General features: G+C 47.2%; 15 protein-coding genes. 10 read left to right on the top strand and 5 right to left on the bottom strand.

The annotated features are described in order from the left end of the window. Positions 1–7 precede the first annotated feature (7 nt). From dapF to uvrD, 5 genes are all read left to right on the top strand, one after another. Positions 8–835, top strand: coding sequence for a diaminopimelate epimerase (gene dapF, locus CWE08_RS10990; protein WP_126768233.1), 828 nt, complete (start codon positions 8–10; stop codon positions 833–835). Beyond that, a complete protein-coding gene (locus CWE08_RS10985; RefSeq protein WP_126768231.1) occupies positions 832–1,557 on the top strand; it encodes a DUF484 family protein in 726 nt (241 codons plus the stop codon). The genes dapF and CWE08_RS10985 overlap by 4 nt, the downstream gene beginning before the upstream one ends. After that, the gene (gene xerC / locus CWE08_RS10980) at positions 1,557–2,447 is read left to right on the top strand and encodes a tyrosine recombinase XerC (protein WP_126768230.1); all 891 of its coding nucleotides are present in this window, start codon (positions 1,557–1,559) and stop codon (positions 2,445–2,447) included. Before CWE08_RS10985 ends, xerC begins: the two co-directional genes overlap by 1 nt. 123 nt (positions 2,448–2,570) lie before the next feature. Continuing rightward, a complete protein-coding gene (locus CWE08_RS10975) occupies positions 2,571–3,275 on the top strand; it encodes an HAD-IA family hydrolase (RefSeq protein ID WP_126768228.1) in 705 nt (234 codons plus the stop codon). Between the two features lie 140 nt (positions 3,276–3,415). Next, complete coding sequence (uvrD, locus tag CWE08_RS10970) at positions 3,416–5,584, top strand: DNA helicase II (protein WP_126768227.1); 2,169 nt, start codon at positions 3,416–3,418, stop codon at positions 5,582–5,584. On the opposite strand, the gene rarD is transcribed toward uvrD, so the two are convergent. Both rarD and CWE08_RS10960 read right to left on the bottom strand, forming a co-directional pair. Beyond that, on the bottom strand, positions 5,571–6,488 hold the full coding sequence (gene rarD / locus CWE08_RS10965; RefSeq protein WP_126768226.1) for an EamA family transporter RarD: 918 nt from the start codon (positions 6,486–6,488) through the stop codon (positions 5,571–5,573). The two genes, uvrD and rarD, sit on opposite strands and share 14 nt — an antisense overlap. A 71-nt stretch (positions 6,489–6,559) precedes the next feature. Continuing rightward, complete coding sequence (locus tag CWE08_RS10960; protein WP_126768224.1) at positions 6,560–7,018, bottom strand: thioesterase family protein; 459 nt, start codon at positions 7,016–7,018, stop codon at positions 6,560–6,562. Positions 7,019–7,168: 150 nt separating this feature from the next. Between CWE08_RS10960 and recQ the strand changes: the two genes are divergently transcribed. The 5 genes from recQ to CWE08_RS10935 all read left to right on the top strand — a co-directional run bounded on the left by recQ (position 7,169) and on the right by CWE08_RS10935 (position 15,873). Beyond that, positions 7,169–9,034 carry a DNA helicase RecQ gene (gene recQ, locus CWE08_RS10955; protein ID WP_126768223.1) on the top strand — a complete coding sequence of 622 codons (1,866 nt, stop codon included), beginning with the start codon at positions 7,169–7,171 and terminating at the stop codon, positions 9,032–9,034. A gap of 257 nt (positions 9,035–9,291) precedes the next feature. Continuing rightward, positions 9,292–12,534 (top strand): TonB-dependent receptor, encoded by a 3,243-nt coding sequence (locus CWE08_RS10950; protein ID WP_126768221.1) that lies wholly within the window; start codon positions 9,292–9,294, stop codon positions 12,532–12,534. 199 nt (positions 12,535–12,733) lie between these two features. After that, a complete protein-coding gene (locus tag CWE08_RS10945) occupies positions 12,734–14,407 on the top strand; it encodes a carbon starvation CstA family protein (RefSeq protein WP_126768219.1) in 1,674 nt (557 codons plus the stop codon). Between the two features lie 150 nt (positions 14,408–14,557). After that, positions 14,558–14,854 (top strand): cory-CC-star protein, encoded by a 297-nt coding sequence (locus tag CWE08_RS10940; RefSeq protein WP_126768218.1) that lies wholly within the window; start codon positions 14,558–14,560, stop codon positions 14,852–14,854. After that, positions 14,854–15,873 carry an ArsA family ATPase gene (locus CWE08_RS10935; protein WP_126768216.1) on the top strand — a complete coding sequence of 340 codons (1,020 nt, stop codon included), beginning with the start codon at positions 14,854–14,856 and terminating at the stop codon, positions 15,871–15,873. The genes CWE08_RS10940 and CWE08_RS10935 overlap by 1 nt, the downstream gene beginning before the upstream one ends. Positions 15,874–16,067: 194 nt before the next feature. On the opposite strand, the gene CWE08_RS10930 is transcribed toward CWE08_RS10935, so the two are convergent. From CWE08_RS10930 to CWE08_RS10920, 3 genes are all read right to left on the bottom strand, one after another. Next, entirely contained in the window at positions 16,068–19,337 is a 3,270-nt protein-coding gene (locus CWE08_RS10930; RefSeq protein WP_126768215.1) for a S41 family peptidase, read from the bottom strand. 107 nt (positions 19,338–19,444) lie between these two features. Further along, the gene (locus CWE08_RS10925) at positions 19,445–20,044 is read right to left on the bottom strand and encodes a DUF502 domain-containing protein (RefSeq protein ID WP_126768213.1); all 600 of its coding nucleotides are present in this window, start codon (positions 20,042–20,044) and stop codon (positions 19,445–19,447) included. Positions 20,045–20,146: 102 nt separating this feature from the next. Then, the gene (locus tag CWE08_RS10920) at positions 20,147–20,578 is read right to left on the bottom strand and encodes an MAPEG family protein (RefSeq protein ID WP_126768212.1); all 432 of its coding nucleotides are present in this window, start codon (positions 20,576–20,578) and stop codon (positions 20,147–20,149) included. Positions 20,579–20,677: the final 99 nt, after the last annotated feature.

The raw sequence follows: 20,677 nt of genomic DNA, 5'->3' as shown, positions 1-20,677 counted from the left end.
GAAAAGCATGCTAATTCAGTTTTCTAAAATGCATGGTTTAGGAAATGATTTTGTGGTGATCGATAGCGTTACCCAGAATGTGTTTCTGAATCGTGAACAAATTACCCGATTAGCGGATCGGCACTGTGGCGTGGGCTTCGATCAATTGCTGATTGTGGAGCCGCCCTATGATCCGGAAGTTGATTTTCATTATCGTATTTTCAATGCCGATGGTAGTGAAGTGGAGCAGTGTGGCAATGGTGCACGCTGCTTTGGCCGCTTTGTGCGAATGAAAGGCTTAACGAATAAAGATGAAATTCGGGTGAGTACAAAAAAGGGTGTGATTCGAATTCGCCTCGAAGACAATGCTATGGTGAATGTTGATATGGGTAAGCCGGTTTTAGAACCGAGCCAAATTCCTTTTCGTGCGAATAAAAACGAAACCACCTATATTTTACGGGCAAACGAACAAACATTTTTAGTAGGTGCGGTAAGTATGGGAAACCCTCATTGCGTCATGTTGGTAGATGATGTGGCTGCGGCTCCAGTGCAAGAAACCGGTGCATTACTTACCCAATATGAGCGTTTTCCTGAGGGTGCAAACGTGGGCTTCATGCAAATCGTTGATCGCCAGAACGCCAAATTGCGCGTGTTTGAACGCGGCGTGGGTGAAACGCAAGCGTGTGGCACAGGCGCTTGTGCAGCCGCTGTGTGGGGGATTTTACAAGATAAATTGACATCACCAGTGGCAATCGCATTACCTGGTGGCACTTTAAATATTACCTGGGAGCCGGGAAAATCGCTTTGGATGCGAGGCCCGGCTGAACATGTATACGATGGGCAAATCGCATTATGAAGAAAGAAAATGTATTAAAGGAAGATGCAGCGGTTGCACAGCTGGATGCTGAGCTCGTTGTGGAGTATTTAGAGGCAAACCCGAAATTTTTTGAACAGCACCCAAGAGTATTGCAAAGGCTTAGCTTGAAGCACGAACAGCAAGGTTCAGTATCCTTGGTTGAGCGCCAACAGCGGGTTTTGCGGGAAAAAGTGGCTACGCTAGAAGAAGAAATTACCACGCTAATGAGCCGCGCCCAACAAAACGAAAAGTTATTTCGCCAATATAGCGAAATGTATCAAGCCTTATTGCAGGCCCCGGATTTTGATGCGGTGATGGCGGCTTTGGAACATGGTTTTTGTGAGCAAATGGGGCTACCGGCTTTGAGTTTGAAGTTTGTAGATAACGCCCTGCCGGTGGCTGAACAATATCAATTCCATGCTGATACACACAAACAACTACTCTCACGCCGATTCAATGAAAACTCGGTATATTTAGGCCGAATCACAAAAGAAGAACACAAACTATTGTTTGCCGACAACGCCAATATTCAATCGGTTGCACTTGTTCAAGTAAGTACGCAAAAAGAATTAGGCACGCAAGCCGAGTTAGGTTTGTTAATAGTAGGTAGCCAAGATCCACTGCACTTTGATCCGGCCATGGATTATTTGTTGTTATCGCAGCTCCAGAGTTTACTGGGCTTCATACTCCCAGAAATACTGAAGCGTGAAGGGAAAAAATAATGCTAGCCAATGATGTTCGTAAATTTATCGAATATCTTGGCAATGTTCGAGGTTACTCCGAGCACAGTGTTGCCAGTTATCAGCGGCAGCTTGGGCAAGTAATAAAAGCTCTAACAAAGGCTGATGTGAGCGCTTGGCCGCAAGTGGATGTGGCCGCAGTTGAAAATTTGGTGATGCAATGGCGCCGCGAGGGTGCCGGTTCCAGCACTTTGCATCAGCGCCTTGCAGCGTTACGCACATTCTTTGATTACTTGGTAAGCCGTGGTGAGCTGCAAGCGAATCCAGCGAAGGTAGTAAAAGCCCCGAAGGCTGCAAAACGGCTGCCCAAAAATCTCGATATCGATAGTATTTTACAGCTGCTTGAGTTCCCTGCAGAAGAACCCTTAGCCTTACGTGATCGCGCCATGTTCGAGTTGTTGTATAGCAGTGGCTTACGATTGGCCGAATTAGTGTCGCTTGATGTGGCCGATATTCAACCCGATCGCGAACTACGGGTAACCGGTAAAGGTAAGAAAACCCGTATTGTACCCTACGGCAAAGAGGCTGCGCGGTGGTTGAGTAATTGGATAAAAGAGCGCAGCACTTGGCCCGGCAGTGATCAACCCGCTTTGTTTTTGAGTAAACAACAACGGCGGTTAACACCGCGTTCAGTGCAATTACGCCTGAAGAAATGGGGTGTTGAACAGGGTTTGTTCGATAATCTACACCCGCACAAGTTACGCCATAGTTTCGCAACGCATATGCTTGAGGCGAGTAGCGATTTGCGTGCGGTACAAGAAATGCTGGGGCATGCAAATTTAAGTACCACGCAAATCTATACTCACTTGGATTTTCAGCGTTTGGCAGATGTGTATGATGCCGCGCACCCACGAGCGAAACGCTCGCGCTGAATTGCCGTGCCTTATTAAAGTTGCGCGAACAAAGGTAGGCAAAAGTACGCAAACAAAAGTTTGCAAACAAAGGTGCTAAAAGCGGCTTCTGCAAACCCAATCTACTATTTATGAGGTGCCTTAATGTGGCAGTTTCACCAACGCCTACGCCCGTTTAAAGCCATAAGCTTTGATCTCGATGATACCCTTTACGATAACAAGCCGGTGATGATTGCGGCTGAGCAGCATGTGGCTGACTTTGTTTTGGCAAAATGCCCAGAAAGCGCGAAGCTCGGCGTATTAGGCTGGCGCGCCCTGCGCGATAAAATAGCGCAGCAAAACCCCGAATTAGCTAGTGACATGACAGCCCTTCGCCTTGCAACGCTCGAACATGGCCTGAGTAAATTTGGGGTTGAACAGCCGAAAGCATTAGCAGAAGAGGCGATGGCTGAATTCCTAATTGCACGCAATCGTGTGCAAATTCCTGATGCAGTACACCAACTCTTGGCGGCATTAGCGGCGCGCTATCCTTTGGTGGCGGTGAGCAATGGCAATGCCGATATTCAACGCATTGGCTTGGGTGATTATTTTCAAGCAGCGTATCAACCGGGCAATGGCAATCGCGGGAAGCCATTTGCCGATTTATTTGTAGCGGCTAGTGAGGGCTTAAAACTCAACCACGCTAGCGAACTCTTGCATATTGGTGATCACCCGGTAAGCGATGTGCAAGGGGCCCTCAAGTTTGGCTCTCAAGCCCTCTGGTACGTGCCCAATAAACCGATGGCTGGCGCAACATGGTTGCCCCACGCTCGGATTAGTCAGTTATCGGCGCTGTACGATTTGCTGTAAGCTGTGCGATTTGCTCCGAGCTGTGCGATTGGCTCTGAGCTGTGCGATTTGCTTTAACAGAATGCACAGGCTGGCGCATTGCCTACTGGTTTTATATACAGTAACATAGTGCGCTGTTGGTTATTGGCGGGGGTTTGGCGATGGATGTTTCATATCTTTTAGACGGCTTGAATGATCGCCAACGAGAAGCGGTAAGCGCCGCAGAGCAAGATATGTTGGTGTTAGCCGGTGCAGGGAGTGGTAAAACACGGGTGCTGGTGCATCGTATCGCCTGGCTGATCGAAGTAATGAACTATTCGCCGTTATCGATTCTGGCGGTAACCTTTACCAATAAAGCCGCCGCCGAAATGCGTGGCCGCGTTGAAAAACTCATGGGGCGCGATGTTCAGCGCATGTGGATTGGTACCTTCCACGGCTTGGCGCACCGCTTATTACGAGCCCATTACCAAGATGCCGGGCTGCCGCAGAATTTTCAAATTCTCGATTCTGATGATCAACAACGCCTTTTGAAGCGCACGATTAAAGCCCTTAACCTCGATGAAAAACAATGGCCTGCTAAGCAGGCGGGTTGGTACATCAACGCCAAAAAAGATGATGGCTTGCGGCCTCAACATATCGATACCTACGATCCTACCGAGCAAACGCAAGTGCAAATTTATCGCGCCTATCAAGAAGCCTGTGATCGGGCGGGTTTAGTAGATTTCGCTGAGTTGTTGCTGCGGGTGCATGAATTATTGCGCGATAACAAACATGTGCGTGAGCACTATCAGCGGCGTTTTCGGCACATTTTGGTGGATGAGTTCCAAGATACCAATCAAATTCAATATTCCTGGGTTCGCCTCTTAGCAGGCAAAGAAAACCATGTGGCTATTGTGGGCGATGATGACCAATCAATTTATGGTTGGCGTGGTGCGCAGGTGGAGAACTTGCAGCACTTTTTGCGTGATTTCCCCGATGCGCAAACCATTCGTTTGGAGCAAAACTATCGTTCTACCGCCACTATCTTGAAGGCGGCGAACCAAGTGATAGGCAATAACAGTGATCGCTTGGGTAAAGATCTTTGGACTGATGGTATCGATGGTGAACCGATTTCCTTGTACTCGGCATTCAATGAACAAGAAGAATCTCGGTATATTGTCAGCCAAATTAAACGCTGGCAGGAACAAGGCGGTGCGCTTAGTGATGTGGCAATACTGTATCGAAACAACGCCCAATCACGCGTACTCGAGGAAGGCTTGCTGTACGCTGGGCTCGCTTACCGAATTTACGGTGGTTTACGCTTCTTTGATCGGCAAGAAGTAAAAGATGCGGTGGCCTACTTGCGATTATTGAGCAACCGCAACGATGATGCCGCCTTTGAGCGGGTGGTGAATACACCTACGCGTGGTATTGGCGAGCGTACACTAGGGTTAGTGCGCGAGCTGGCGCGAGAGCGGCAACTCACTATGTGGGATGCTGCGCGGCTGATGGTGAGTGAATCCTTACTCTCCGGCCGTGCTAAGAACGCTATGGCGGCTTTTCTGGAGATCATTAATGGCTTAGAAGATAAATGCGTCGATAAGCCTTTATCAATTCAAACTGATTTGGTTTTGAAATCAAGTGGGTTAATGGCTATGTATCAAGCTGAGCAAAGTGATAAAGCAGAAACCCGCGTTGAAAACTTAAAAGAATTAGTGAGTGCTACCGAAACCTTTGTGCCCACGGGCGAAGAAGACACGACACCCTTAGCTGAATTCTTGGCTCATGCAGCCTTAGAAGCGGGCGATGAACAAGCAGATGCCTATCAAGATGCAGTGCAGCTAATGACGCTGCACAGCGCGAAAGGGTTGGAATTTCCGCTGGTATTTATGACAGGGCTAGAAGAAGGTACGTTCCCTTCGCAAATGTCTTCGGGTGAGCCTGGCCGGCTCGAAGAAGAACGCCGCCTTTGCTATGTGGGTATGACACGAGCAATGGAAAAGCTCATTATTACTTATGCAGAAAGCCGCCGGTTATATGGGCAGGAAAACTTCCATACACCGAGTAGGTTTATTTCTGAGATTCCTTCCGAGTTTATCCATGAGGTGCGCGTGCAAACTCGGGTTACGCAGCCATCTGCCCAGCGTAGCCGTTTTCATACGGGTGCCTCTCATGAAGCATTTTCGCAAACCGGTTTTCAGTTGGGCCAACGGGTGCTGCATCAAGTGTTTGGTGAGGGAACCGTGCTGAACTACGAAGGCACTGGCCCACAAAGCCGAATTCAAATTAACTTCGATGATGTGGGTAGCAAATGGCTCGTAGTGGCTTACGCCAAACTCACTGTAATTTAGCGGCTCGGCGCACTTGTTGGTGCGTGCGCACCGCATCGAAGCTGTAGATTGCCAGCGCTAGCCAGATAATAATAAAGGTTACGAGCTTATCTAACGCCAAAGGCTCGTTGTAAAGTAATACGGCGAGCAGGAACATTAAACTAGGTGCAATGTATTGAAATAGCCCCAAAGTTGAATAGCGAATGCGCCGAGCTGCACCAGTAAAAAATAGCAGCGGCACGGTAGTAATTATGCCTGCTAGAATTAACAGCACATTCAACTGCCAAGTGTTGAGTAGCATATTGCTGGCGCTACTATTGGCGAAGAAATAGAAATAAGCCAACATGATGGGCAGCAATAAAATCACCTCCAGCCACAAACCCGTGAGTGAATCAAAGGGCAGCTTTTTGCGAATGGCGCCATAAGTAGCAAACGAGCTAGCGAGCGCCAAAGCCACCCAAGGCACGGAGCCAAAGGTAATTATCTGAATCGCTACGCCCACGATGGCAAGGCTTACCGCAACAACTTGCAAGCGCCGTAAGCGCTCACTGAAAAACAGCATGCCGATGGCAACATTCAACAGTGGGTTAATGTAATAGCCCAAGCTAGCATCGAGAATATGATCGTTAGCCACGGCCCATATAAACAAAAACCAATTAAAACCAATTAAGCAGGCCGCCAAGCCAAGCTGTAATAGCAGTTTCGGTGAATCAAAGGCACGAATCACTTGTTGCATGCGGCCTGTGCTTACAATCAGAATGAGCATAAACAGGAACGCCCAAACAATACGGTGCGCAAGTACTTCGAAGGCTGGCACATGGGCTAGGGTTTTAAAGTAAATAGGCGCAAAGCCCCAAATAGAGTAGGCGCAAAGAGCAAAAATTACGCCTTGACGCGCGCTACGTTGTTCATCACTTGGGTTCACGCAAGGTCCTTAAATTAATGTGCTGAGCGGATGCAAAAACAGGCCGCTAGTTTAGCAAATTTAACGGGCCTTTAACCAACAATATACGTGCCGGTACCAAATGCAATTAACATGCCTTCTTCGTTATGCATTTCCATACGAGCAACAGCAACGCGGCTGCCGGAACGAATAATGGTGGCGGTAGTGATAAATTCTTTACCGCGGCCGGGGCGAACATAATCAACGCGCAAATCAATGGTGCCGCAACGCGCCATGCGTTCAACAATTTCTTCAGCACTCACATCCTTTGCCATACGGTCGATCACGCTGGCCATAATTACCACGCCACCGGCGGTATCAAGTGCGGTGGCCGTTGCGCCACCATGCAATATTTGCATCGGTGCGTTGCCCACCAGTTCATCTTTCCATTGAAAGCGAACTTCAGATTCTTGGCTATCGAATTTCGTTACGCGAATCCCCAAATACTTTTGAAACGGAATTCGCTCGTTCATAAAGGCGGAAAGTTGATCAATTAAGTTAGAATGCGTCATAAGCTCATGGTTATCTGTGGCAAGGATGCATACAATAGGCAGCAACGGATTTTGAGTCAACGCTGTTGGCGATACAAACGTGTAATATTCTAAATTTTTCTTGAGAGTTAAGCATTTTAGCTCGTTTTCGCAACAAATAAGAGAGTTTTCGTGTCCTTTACTGATTCCGCCGAAGCCTACGCCAAGCATGCCGCAGATTCCGCTAACAGTGGAGAAGCTGATTTAACAGCTGCCCGAAAGCTACTTCGAGATGTGTTTGGCTACGATAAATTTCGCTTTGGCCAAGAAGAAATTATCAGCAATGTATTGGCCGGGCGAGACACCTTGGCTCTGTTACCTACGGGCGCTGGAAAATCTATGTGCTACCAGTTGCCCGCGATGTTGCTTCCTGGGGTTACGATTGTTGTATCACCTTTGGTTTCTCTAATGGACGACCAAGTGGCGGCAATGCGTGAGGTTGGTATCGCGGCAGGTGCTATTCACTCGGGGTTGAATGCTCCGGAAGTGATGGACACCTTTCGTAAACTTCATAATGGTGAACTAAAAGTACTGTATTTGGCGCCTGAGCGCTTGCTGCAACGTTCGTTTCAGGAGCGTTTACAAGAAGTACGAGTTTCGCTTATTGCGGTTGATGAGGCCCATTGTATTTCCCAGTGGGGCCATGATTTTCGGCCCGAGTATGGTCAGCTCGGTGAAATTCGCGAACAATTACCCGGTGCACCCGTTTTAGCCTTAACAGCAACCGCTGATGCTGTTACCCGCCAAGATATTATTGAACGTTTACACCTTGATGATTCAGCCCTGGTACAAGGGTCGTTCGATCGGCCAAATATTCGTTATTTGGTGCAAGAAAAATATAAGCCACGCACGCAAGTGCTGAAATACGTGAAACGCCAACGCGGCGCTTCCGGAATTATTTACTGCGGTAGCCGCAAGCGTACCGAAGAATTAGCAGAAATGCTGATGCGCGAGGGTATTCGCGCAGCGGCGTATAATGCGGGTTTACCGCATGATCAACGCGCCGCCGCGTTGCAGGGCTTTATTCGTGATGATATCGATGTTGTTGTGGCTACGGTAGCCTTCGGTATGGGTATCAATAAGCCCAACGTACGCTTTGTAATGCATTACGATCTCCCGCGCAGCGTGGAGGCCTACTACCAAGAAACAGGGCGTGCGGGCCGCGATGGTGCGGCGGCAGAGGCCATTATGTTATATGAACCGGGAGATGCGGCTTGGGTTTGGAAAATCTTAGAAGAGCATGATGAAACGCCGCAACTTCGGGTAGAAAAGCAAAAATTTTCAGCGATGACCTCCTTTGCGGAAGCACAAACTTGCCGGCGTTTAGTGCTCTTAAATTATTTTAACGAATATCGCGATAAAGCCTGTGGTAACTGTGATTTGTGTATTCAGCCACCACGGCAATACGATGGCACCGTGGATGCACAAAAAGCATTGAGCTGTGTGTATCGAACCGGGCAGCAGTTTGGCGTGCATCATGTGGTTGATGTGCTTCGCGGTAGCCAAAACCAAAAGATAAAACAATTTAATCACGATCAACTCTCCACTTACGGTATTGGTAGCGATCACTCGGCAGAGTATTGGGTATCGGTACTACGCCAACTCATTCACCGCGGCTTATTGCTGCAGGATATTCGCCGGCACAGTGCCTTGGTGCTTACCGAAGAAGCTCGGCCAGTTTTACGCGGCGAAGTTGCACTCACTTTAGCTGAGCCGCGTTTAGCGACAACTGCACAACTAAACAGTGTGGTTGAACAAGGCCAACACGATAAGGCACTGTTTCGCCGTCTGAAGAAACTGCGGAAAGAAATAGCCGAACGCGAAGGAAAACCACCGTTTGTTGTGTTCAGTGATGTGAGCCTGCAAGAGATGGCGCTTTTGTTACCAAGTTCTGAAAGTGAATTTTTGCGAATTTCGGGTGTGGGTCAAATCAAGCTAGAGCGTTATGGCGAGGCCTTTATAACCGAAATCAACGATTATCTTGCTGCTGAGAACTGAATAATCTTCCAGCGATTGTAAATGTATTGTTATACTTGTTGTATAATCTATAATCACAAAGATGGCAGTTCGGTTACAATTAAATAACAAAAAAGCAGGTAATTTCGGCAAAAAACTTATGAAACTGTCACGAATTTGTCATAGAATACGCGCGCTTAATTTCACGATTGTCATTGAATTGAAATAATTCAGTATTATCGTTATGCGTCCAAGCTTATTAGAAAACTCTCACACACTAACTATGCAGGAAAATTGGCATGACTAAGACAACGAAACTGACTCGCATTGCAGCAGCAGTAGCGCTTACGTTAGGTATGTCTGGAATCGCAATCGCAGATACATCATCTGCAATGCGCGGCCAGATCGTTGGTCCACAAGGCGAAGTAGTGGCCAACACTCGCGTAATCATTCAGCACGTTCCATCAGGTACCGTAACCACAGCAGAAACTAACGAATCCGGTATTTTTACCGCGAGCGGTTTGCGTGTTGGTGGTCCTTACATTGTTATCATCGATTCTGATGTTTATGAAGGCAAAACCTTAGAAGATATCTTCCTGCAGTTAGGTGATGCATACCGTCTTAACGCCCAACTAGAAGAGCGCCGCCAAAACATCGAGCGCATCACAGTTACGGGTAGCGCAATTAATACAACTTCGTTGCAAGCTGGTTCCTCGAGCACTTGGGGCGAGCAAGAAATTCGCAACATGCCAACCTTTGACCGCGACCTAAAAGATGTTGTTCGTCAAAACCCATTGGCAACTGATTTAGGTGACGATAACCGTTCGCTTACTGTTGGTGGTAATAACCCACGCTACAACAGCATCACGGTTGATGGTATCGGCCAGAACGATGATTTCGGTTTGAACTCAGGTGGTTACCCTACTAACCGTTCACCAATTTCTATCGATGCAATTGAACAGGTTTCAATTCAATCTGTACCATTTAATGCCCGCTACAGTGGCTTTACTGGTGCGCGTATCAACGCGGTAACTCGCTCTGGTACTAACGAATTGTTCGGTTCTGTATTCTATGAATACGCAAGTGATGACCTAGCTGGTACGCCAGATGCTAGCCGTTATACACCGAATGCGAATCGCCCGAACCTTGATTATAAAGAAGAATCATACGGTTTCAGCGTAGGCGGCCCAATTCTTCAAGATCGTTTGTTCTTCTTCTTAAACTATGAAGAGTATAAAGAACCAACTTCAATTGCTCAGGGCCCATTAGGTTCTTCTGCAGTTGAAACCAAAAACATCGATCCAAGCGTAATTGCTCGTGTTCAAGATATCGCGCAAAACGTATACGGTGTTGATGCTGGTGATTGGAATGTTCAGCCAGAACAAAAAGATGAAAAAATCTTGGCGAAAATCGACTGGAACATCAATAACGATCATCGTTTAGCCTTCACTTATCAAAGTGCGGAAGACGTTGCAGCGAACAACACCACAACTGGTGGTCAAACTAACCTTAACTTGCAATCACGCTGGTACACTCGTACTCAGGAAATGGATAACTTTGCACTACAAGTATATTCAAACTGGACGAATAACCTGAATACAGAATTCAAAGCGTCGGTTAAAGATGTTAGCACTGGGCAGAACCCATCTTTAGGTCGTAACTTCGGGCAAGTTGAAGTGCGTTTCACTGAAGACGAAAACCCAGGTGGTGATGAAGGTCAAATCAATATCGGTCCTGACCGTTCACGTCATGCCAACTCATTAGAAACCACTACAACTGAAATTCAGTTGCACGGTGAGTATTTGTGGAACGAACACCAAATTCAATTTGGTGCTGAATACCAAAATATTGATGTATTCAATGAATTCGTGCAGAACTCATTAGGTAACTTCTTCTTTGATAGCATTGAAGATTTTGAAAATCGTTTTGCTTCAGAAATTCAATATCAAAACGCGTTCACCAACGTAGCCGCTGATGGCGCTGCTAGCTTTGAATACGGCAACATGGCGCTGTATTTACAAGATACTTGGGATGTGAACTGGGATCTTACTTTAAGCTTCGGTTTACGTTATGAGCGCTTCAGCTCAAGTGATACGCCTGCACTTAACAGCAACTTTGTTGAGCGTTATGGCTTTGAAAACACCAACAACATGGATGGCTTAGATTTATTGCTTCCACGTTTCAGCTTCAACTACGAGTATAACGACAACATCACAATCCGTGGTGGTGCTGGTATGTTCGCTGGTGGCCGTCCTAACGTATGGATTTCAAACGCTTATTCAAACGATGGTGTAACGGTAGTAAGTGCTCCGAACTTAAGCGATGTAAGCAACGTCGATATCACTAGCGTACCGCAGGAAATGCGTGATTCACTAGCCGCAGGTGATGGTAACACCACACCAATCGATCCTAACTTCAAAATGCCATACGATACGCGTTACAGCGTAGCTATTGATTACGATGATTTATCGCTTGGTCATTTAGGTGAAGGTTGGTTTGCGTCTGCTGAATTTATCTACACAGACAAAAACCGCGAAGTAGCATGGACCAACTTAGCTAAAGTACCATTGTTAGATGACTCTGGTAATCAAGTAACTTCAGCTGCGGGTCGTCCACTTTACGTGAGCTGGGATCCACTTGCTGGTCCACGCCCAGATGAAATTGGTGGCTCGAACACTAGCCGTTACGATATCTTGTTAACTAACGTGTCAGGCGGCCGTAGCTTAATTTCTACCTTAAGCTTAGGTAACAACTGGGATAACGGTTTGAGCGTTCGCTTTAGCTACACTAACCAAGACGTGAAAGATATCACTTCTGGTGGTTCGTCTACTGCGCACTCAAACTACAACTTCCAAACGGCTATCGATAAGCAAAACCCAACTGTGGGCCGTGCTTCTTATGAAATCGAGCACCGTTTCATGGCATCACTTAACTACAGCAAAGAGTTCTTCGCTGGTTACCGCTCTAACTTCAGCTTGTTCTGGGACCGCACTTCTGGTCGTCCGTACAGCTATGCGTTAGATGCGTTCCGCTTTGGTGGATTTGGTGATGCATCACAAAACAACTTGTGGTCTTCTACTAACTACTTGCCGTACATCCCAACAGGTGCTGACGATCCAAACGTTCGCTACACTGGTGGTTTAACTTACGCGCAATTTGCTGAGTGGATTGAATCTGCAAACTTAGAACAGTTCGCTGGTGGTTACGCAGTTCGTAACGAAGGTAACCGTGGTCCTTGGAATACCAACCTAGATTTCCGTTTTGAACAAGAAATCCCAGGTATCCTTGATGGTCATAAAGGTGCAATCTACGTAGACGTTCGCAACGTGTTAGCCATGCTTGGTCAAGACAACCAACGCCACACTGTGAGCTTCTCTGATACGGGCGTTCGTTTAGCCTCTATCGGTATCGACACTGAAACTGGCCAATACATCTATGGTTCACCATTTGGTGGCTTTGATGAAACGCCAGCGTCTGCAACCCGTTACAACGCTCGTGCGTCAACTTGGTCTGCGAAAATTGGTGTACGCTACCAGTTCTAATAACCTAAGGCTTTGGCCTTTGAGTTAGAGAGCTTGTAGAACTAAGTACGAAAGCTAAGCCGGTCATTGTGAAAACAATGACCGGCTTTTTTATTGGGCTAAAGTCTAGTCAGAAATAGGTAGATATATTGCTATACTCGTAGCAACACTAATTTATCGATTTGTAATCGTGCTTAATAACAACAAATAGGAAAGGCCAATGAATTCTATTTTCGTGTTAATCGCAGGTATTGTCGCCATGGCACTGGGGTACTTCATTTACTCCAAGTTTGTAGCGGAAAAGATTTACAAACTGGATGCTAATTTCCGCACGCCTGCTCATGAATTTGAAGATGGAGTGGATTTCGTTCCAACTAATAAATTTGTGCTCTGGGGGCATCATTTTACTTCCGTAGCGGGTGCAGCGCCGATCATTGGCCCGGCGATAGCGGTGATTTGGGGTTGGGTGCCAGCATTTCTTTGGGTAATTTTCGGCACCATTTTCTTCGCCGGTGTGCACGATGCGGGTGCAATTTGGGCCAGTAACCGCAACAAAGCAAAATCTATTGGCGCACTTACGGGTGATATCGTTGGTAAGCGTGCGCGCAGCTTATTCATGATTGTTATTTTCCTTGTGCTGTTAATGGTAAATGCCGTATTTGCGGTGGTGATAGCCGGTTTGTTGGTTGATTTTAATAGTGCTGTAATTCCTGTTTGGGGCGCTATTTTTGTTGCCTTGATTATCGGCCAGCTCATTTACCGCAAACTTGTTGGCTTACTGGCCGTGTCGATTATCGGTGTAGTAGCACTCTATGCCTTAATTGGCCTCGGCCCGGTATTCCCTATTGCATTGCCAGAAACCTTTATAGGGTTATCTGATCGGGCGCAGTGGATCATGATTCTGTTTGGCTACGCGGCTATCGCATCATTGCTTCCGGTATGGATGCTGTTACAACCGCGAGATTATATTAACGGGCTGCAGTTATTTATCGGTTTGATCTTGCTATATGCAGCGGTGTTAATTGCTGGCCCCAATATGGTGGCACCAGCATTTAATACCGATTTGCCGGCGAATACGCCTTCGATGATTCCATTGCTCTTTGTAACCATCGCTTGTGGCGCCATTTCCGGTTTCCACGGCTTAGTGGCAGGTGGCACAACCTCGAAGCAGCTGGACAAAGAAACCGATGCCCGGTTCGTAGGCTATTTTGGTGCTGTGGGTGAAGGCTCACTCGCCCTCGCTGCAATTATTGCCGCGTGCGCCGGCTTCGCTACCTTTGGTGATTGGCAGGCTATTTATCATTCATTCGGGCAAGGTGGTGTGAACGCCTTTGTTGCCGGCGGTGCCAGCATTATTAGCGAGGGTATCGGCTTAAGCGAAAACTTAGCGCAAACGCTACTTACCGTAATGGCCGTTCTTTTTGCGGGAACGACCATGGATACGGGCTTACGCCTGCAGCGTTACATCTTCCAAGAGTGGGGCGCAATTTATAACATTAGCTGGATGCAGCGTGTGGTGCCGGCAACCTTGCTGGCTGTGGGTGCCTGTTTGCTATTAGCATTCGGTGCAGGTGGCGCGGATGGTTCCGGTGGTTTAATGATTTGGCCACTATTCGGAACAACCAATCAGTTACTTGCAGGGCTTACGCTTCTAGTTATTACCGTAATGCTTGTACGTTATGGCCGGCCCATGTACGTTACCCTAATTCCATTAATCTTCTTGTTGGTGATGACAGTAGCAGCCTTGGTATTGCAGCTACACACATTCTACAACCAGCAAGATTGGTTCCTTTTCGGCCTCGATATTGTGGTGTTAATCGCTGCTATTCTCATCGCCCTTGAGTGTGGTTCGGTGTTAAACCGATTGCGTAAGGGTGAAAAAGAGCTCGAGTAATGAGAATTTAAATTCTATAAGTGTTTGTTTTAGCCCGAACTTTGCTGTTGGCGTTCGTAGTTAACAGTAAGGTTAGGCTAATGCTTCTATTAGCATTATGTGTTAGAGCTAGAAACGATTAGAGGCAGGAACGATTAGAGGTAGGAACGAATGGCTCGGAAAATTATAGAAGTTAGCAAACTTGGTAAAGTGAAAGCGTTCTGGCGCAGGGCGAACGCCTTCGCTGAGGAGGCTTACAATGCACCTTATCGTTCCGCCATTGCCCGAGCTCAGAGAGACCAAGACGATTTGTTTATGTTGTTGGTTTATTCTGAGCTTATGGGCATTCCGAATCCAGCTACCTTCTATACCATGGAGTTGCAGCCGCTGATGCTCGAACGCTTCCATGAATGGCATATTCGTATGGGTATGGAACATTCGCCTCTTGATAACATGCGGTGTTGTTAATGTCGTCAATCAATCAGCTTGTGGATAACCTCGAAAATAAACAACTTATTCTTGTGGGCGGTAAAGGCGGCGTTGGAAAAACTACCCTTTCCAGCACCCTAGCGGTTGCATTGGCAGAACAAAATAAGCGCGTGTTAATTATATCAACCGACCCCGCCCACAGTTTGGGTGATGCGCTTGGGTGCTCCGTAGGCAACAAAATACAGAGTATTCATCGAAACCTAGATGCCTTAGAAATAGACCCTGATGCGGAAGTGAACACTCACATCGCAAAGATTATTGCGCAAACAAAACAATTCGTGCATCCCGAGATGTACGCCGAAGTGGAGCGACAATTGCGCAGTTCAGCGCAATCACCAGGCGCGCAAGAAGCAGCATTACTGGAACGTATTTGCCGCGAGATTGATCAAGGTTTGGATACCTACGATGTACTCATTTTCGATACCGCGCCAACAGGCCATACTTTGCGATTACTGAGCTTACCCGAAGCCATGGCGGCGTGGACTCAGGGTATGCTTAAGCACGATAAGAAATCACAAGAACTCGCCGGTGTTTTGGCACACTTGGCGCCAAAATCCGGGAAAGATATTGATAACCCGATGGCGGAACCAATGAATTTAGCCACCGCCGAGATGAGTGAGCGTAGCAAGGGGATTACGGAAACATTACTTAATCGCCAGCGCCTATTTCAACGCACTCGGCGTATTTTAAAAGACACCAATTCAACAGCACTTCTGTTTGTGCTTACCCCGGAAAAATTACCTATTCTGGAAACTGAACGCGCAATTAAATCCTTGTTAGCGGAAAAACTGCCGGTAGCCGGATTACTGATAAATAGGGTATTGCCCGAAAGCGCTGATGGCCACTTTCTAGCCCAAAGGCGAGAGGTTGAACGGCAACGGTTAGCGGAAATTGACCAGATCTTTAAAAAGCTGCCGCGTTACCGCGTGCCGCTGCAAGCCACGGATATCGAGGGTGTTGCAGGGTTGCGCGATTTGTTGGCAAGGTCGGCGCTTTAATACGCCCCTATGGCAGGTATGGTAAGGCCCAACATATTGGGCACATATGAATTACTTTTGGGTTAATTACCAAGTATTAATTACTCATTATTCTACTCATGAGTGCTTATTAAGCACCAATTAAAAAAGGGCTCTCACTTCAAGCTATCAGAAGTGAAAGCCCTTTTGTTTTAACGGTTCATTTAGCGGCCAAGTCAGCGGCTAATATCATCGGCTCTTGGCGCCGACATTGGTTGCGGCTCAAGTTGTGGATACGGATTTTCACGAAGTAATTCACGAAGCACTTGAATACCGCGATCTAACTGAGCATCACTGCCATTAAAGGTAGCAAAGGGCAAGTTATCCACTTCAATATCCGGCGTTACCCCAAACCCTTCAAGAATCCAGCGGCCGTCCATCGCGTATTGTGGCGTTTCTGCAACACGGGCCACACCTCTATCGGCTAAACTATTCCGCCCTGAAAGCCATACACCAGCACCGGTGGTTTGCTTGCCTACAAGTGGCCCAAGGTTTAGTGCTTTTACGCCGGCGGAGAAGGTTTCACCATCAGAATAGGTAAGTTGATCGGTAAGCACCACGAGCTGGCCTCTAAAGGTTTGCTGCATGTTCGTGTAACCTTCTCCTAACCGCGGCTGCCAAAAGCTCCAAGCACGGCGTAAAAGCTTTTCAATGATCCAACTATCAATGTTGCCACCACGATTTCGGCGCACATCGATAATTAGCCCTTCTTTCTGGTAGTTGGCGTAAAACTCACGAGCAAAACTCGCAATGTCGTTACCGCCCATGGCGTACAAATGTAAATAGCCAAACTTTCCATCGCTGGCTTCAGCCACTTTATCACGGTTGTTTTCAACCCAAGTTTCATAGCGTAGGCGATGGTCGCGCCCTGCGCTCACAGGCGTTACCACGGTTTGCAATGTTTCACCATTCCGTTGAATAGTTAGCAATACTTGCTTATTAGCTTGGCCCCGCAACGCCGTGATCAATTCGCCAAGATGGCTAACTGTGCGGCCATTGATATGCGTAATCACATCACCCACAGCTGCATCAACGCCGGGCGCACTGAGCGGTGAGGCCTGATCCGGTAAATCCGCATCAACTCGATAAATAGTATCGATACGCAGCCCATTAGTAGCCATGCTAAATTGCCCGCCTAAGCTAGCGGCACTTGCCCGCTCACTCGGCTCAGAATATTCGCCACCACGAACTTGCGAATGCAATACGTTGAGTTCACTTAATAATTGCGAGAAAACATCGTCGAGTTCATGTCGATCGGTGAGCCGATCCAGCAAGGGCTCGTAGCGCTCACGCATTTCTACCCAATCTATGCCACGCATATTGCTATCAAAGAGAAAATCTCGATGCATCAACCAAGCATCGCGAAACATTTGCCGCCACTCCTCAGTTGGCGAAAATGCTAACTGCCAATCATTTGTGTTCACAGCTGCTTTGCTAAGATCCCCCGGTGCCGTGGCGTTAGCATCAACAATAAACATGTTGTTATTACCGTTCTGTTGAAAGAACAAGCGCTTGCCATCATGAGATAATTCATAATTGTTCACATTACTGGCAAACACCTCCGCTTTCACATCGGTTTGGCTGAATGCAATACTATGCAGCGTAGGCGGCGCGCTGCGATCAAAGGTGCGCGTTTGCACATATAAGCGCTCTGCATTGGCACTCAAGTTGTAGTAGTTATCAGCAGGAACAGGAACTTGCCATAGGCGCTCAGGTGCGCCTGCTAAATCGACACCTTGCTCCTTGGCAACTTCGTTATCGCAGCTTACAACTTCTTGTGGCGGCGCAAAGGGGAAACATGCATCAGGTTTAAGTGCTACCGCATAAATTAATGCGCGGTTGTTAAACATTGGCCCAAGGTTCCGATCGCCCCAAGGGGAGCTTGGCGTAGCCTGAAAGTTTCGATCGGAGAGAAAGTAGAGCCAATTACCATCACGGCTAAAAGCTGGCGAGCCCGATTCATATTTGTTGGAAGTGAGCACTTGCGTTTGTTCTGTGGCAAGCGAGTATAGCCAAATTTTTTGTCGGCTGTTATCTTGCCCTGTTCTAGAGAAGGCTAATAGATTGCTATCCGCGTTCCAAACTAAATCCGCCATCCCCCAGTGGCCTACAGCACCAGTTTGAATACGTTGGTTCTCGCCAGACTCTAAGTTAAGTAACCAAAGATCACCATTTTTATCATCGTGTGCTAACCATTTTCCATTAGGCGATGGCGCTAAATTCCAGCGAAAGGTACTGCCGTTATCGGTAAGTTGCTCAGCGCCTTCGGAACCATCGGCGGGGAAACGCCAAATTTCATTTTCACCCGTGTGATCATTTAATGCATATACCCACTCGCCATCATGGCTCAGGAACGCATTGCGAGAGCGGCTTTCAGCGGGTGTTGTGATCTGCACTAAGCGGCGAGGCCCAGTGTTTGCCACTGCGATCTGGCTTCTGGCGGTAATAACCACTTGGTCATGGTTATCGAAACGAGCGGCGGTGATATAGCTTAAAGGGTTCTCTAACCAACGCTCTTGGCGTGCTTTGAAATCGCTGGTTAGATTAATTGCTAATGTGTGTGAATCCCCACTTTCAATATCAAACTCATGTAAATCGGCACCGCGTTGATAAACAATTTTGCCATTGTGGTGGCTAGCCGACCAAACCTGCCAATCATCGTAATCGGTATGCTGGCGGAAATCGCGGCCAGCCGTTGTCATCGACCAAATATTCGGTGTGCCATCGGCATCGCTAATAAAATAAATACGGCCTTCATGATACATGGGCCGTTTCACCGAGCCTTGGTGGTTCTCGGTTAGTAACGTTGCTTCTTGATTCGAACCCAGGTTAAATCGCCAAATCTCACCCATAGCACCGCCACGATATACGCGCGCGTTATCGCCGGTGGCCTGCAATCCGAATCGAGTGAAATAAACCTCTTGGCCATTGCTATTCGTTGTACCCTCAATGGCATCCACTAGCGGTAAGGTAGCTGTTTCTAAGCTCTCAGGATTAACCGTACGCAGAACCCATTGGTTTGCCGGGCCAACCACATTATCAGTGCTGAACATCACTTCACCGTTTGGCGTCCAGCCTTGCACACGAACCCGGCTATTCTCAAAGCTCACTCGTTTGGGAATACCGCCAGTGATGGGTATCACATACACTTCGGTAGCACCTTCATAGTTGGCCGCATAAGCCACTAATTTGCCATCATGGGAAATAGCCGCGCCAATCTCCTCCGCTGGGTGCGAGGTAAGCCTTTTGGTGTTATCAGCCGTGCGGTGCCATAAATCACCTTCAGCGGTAAAAATAATATGATCTTGGTGAATAGCTGGCGCGCGATAGTACCCTTGTTCGGCGGCGGCAACATTGGCACTAAATAACGCTGCAACCGAGGCTGCAACCGATGCTGCAAACAATGCCGTGCTATGAATTCCCAGAGAAAACGTTCGTAGTTTCATAAATAAATTCCGCATTCATTAAACAAAAGCCGAAACTTGCATCAGTTTCAACTGCTATGAGTATCGGTACTCGGAGCATGAATATACTGAGTAAAAAGTGCCTTGAGCTAATCTGATGATTTCGTTGAGCCGAGGCCACCGCTTATTACCAGTTGTAATGCTTCGGCTGGTTTCATATCAATGTTTTTAGTGCACGATTTGGGCACAATTACCGTGTAACCGCCAACGTTGTAAGCCATAGGCAAAAACACGGCTAAATGCTCATCTTCAATTAACTTCGACATTGAATCACCTTTTATACCGCTTTTTTTGGTAACAATACCAATCAGTTCAACCTCAGATTGTGGGAGTTTAACGAGAACTACCGATTCATCGGCGAAGTTCTTGCCGGACATCACTTCCATAATATCCTGCATCATGCCATAAATTTGTTTAGTGCCCGGAATCTTCATTAGAATTCGGCCGGGCAACCGCCAAAGCCAGTTCGCCTTTTGCCAACGTGCACTGAAGCCAATGAGCGTGCATATCAGTAAAAAAGCAATTGTTGCCATACCTGGAATATACCACTCAGAACGAAGTACGAGTTCGAGCACGGGAGCAAGGCGTGATTCTATGGTGATTAACAACCAACGAATAACTTCGATGGTAATCACTAAAGGTAAAATAATGGCTAAGCCCTTGAATAAGCTGCTTACAATCAATTTCATAACATTCCCTTATTTAATTTCGCAGTACTTTGCAGGCACCAACTTGATAAAATAGCATTACCCTACCTCATTCGATTCGGCAGAGTGTTTACCTCGTTTAATTTAATGGCTTACTACCGCAACCATACCAAGCACAATAATCGCAAGGTTAGCAAACCAACTCAGCATGAAAAAATAACTGCGCGGGCTTGGGTTTTTATCCGTAGCAATACCATAATACAAAACCATATGGGCAATTCGGCTCACTACCATAATCGCCATAATGCCCTGTAGCCATTGCGGATTAGCGCCAGCGAGAATAGCAAAAATAGCACCCCCTACCATGGTAGCTGCGTTTTCTAGAGTGTTTTGGTGGGTACGCCAAGCCCGAAATGTAAAATGCTTGTGGCCAGCATCGCGTGGTGGCAGGCCGGGCACAGCACCGGGCTGTGATGCTTTTGCATATGATGCTACCAACCATTGCAGCAAAATAAGGCAGAGTAAGATACCGAGCCACAGAATAGTGCCGTTGTATTCAGAAAGATCTAACATCATGAGCGAGCTCCAATATTGGGGAATAAATTCACAGGTTTCACGTTTATGAAATGTATAAGGTATAGTTATAACTTATCACTGTAGCTTACTCTACAGGTC

The organism is Aliidiomarina iranensis (assembly GCF_003987135.1).
Lineage (GTDB): Bacteria > Pseudomonadota > Gammaproteobacteria > Enterobacterales > Alteromonadaceae > Aliidiomarina > Aliidiomarina iranensis.
The sequence above is the reverse complement of the archived record's forward strand: the minus strand, read 5'-3'. Positions and strand labels throughout refer to the sequence as shown.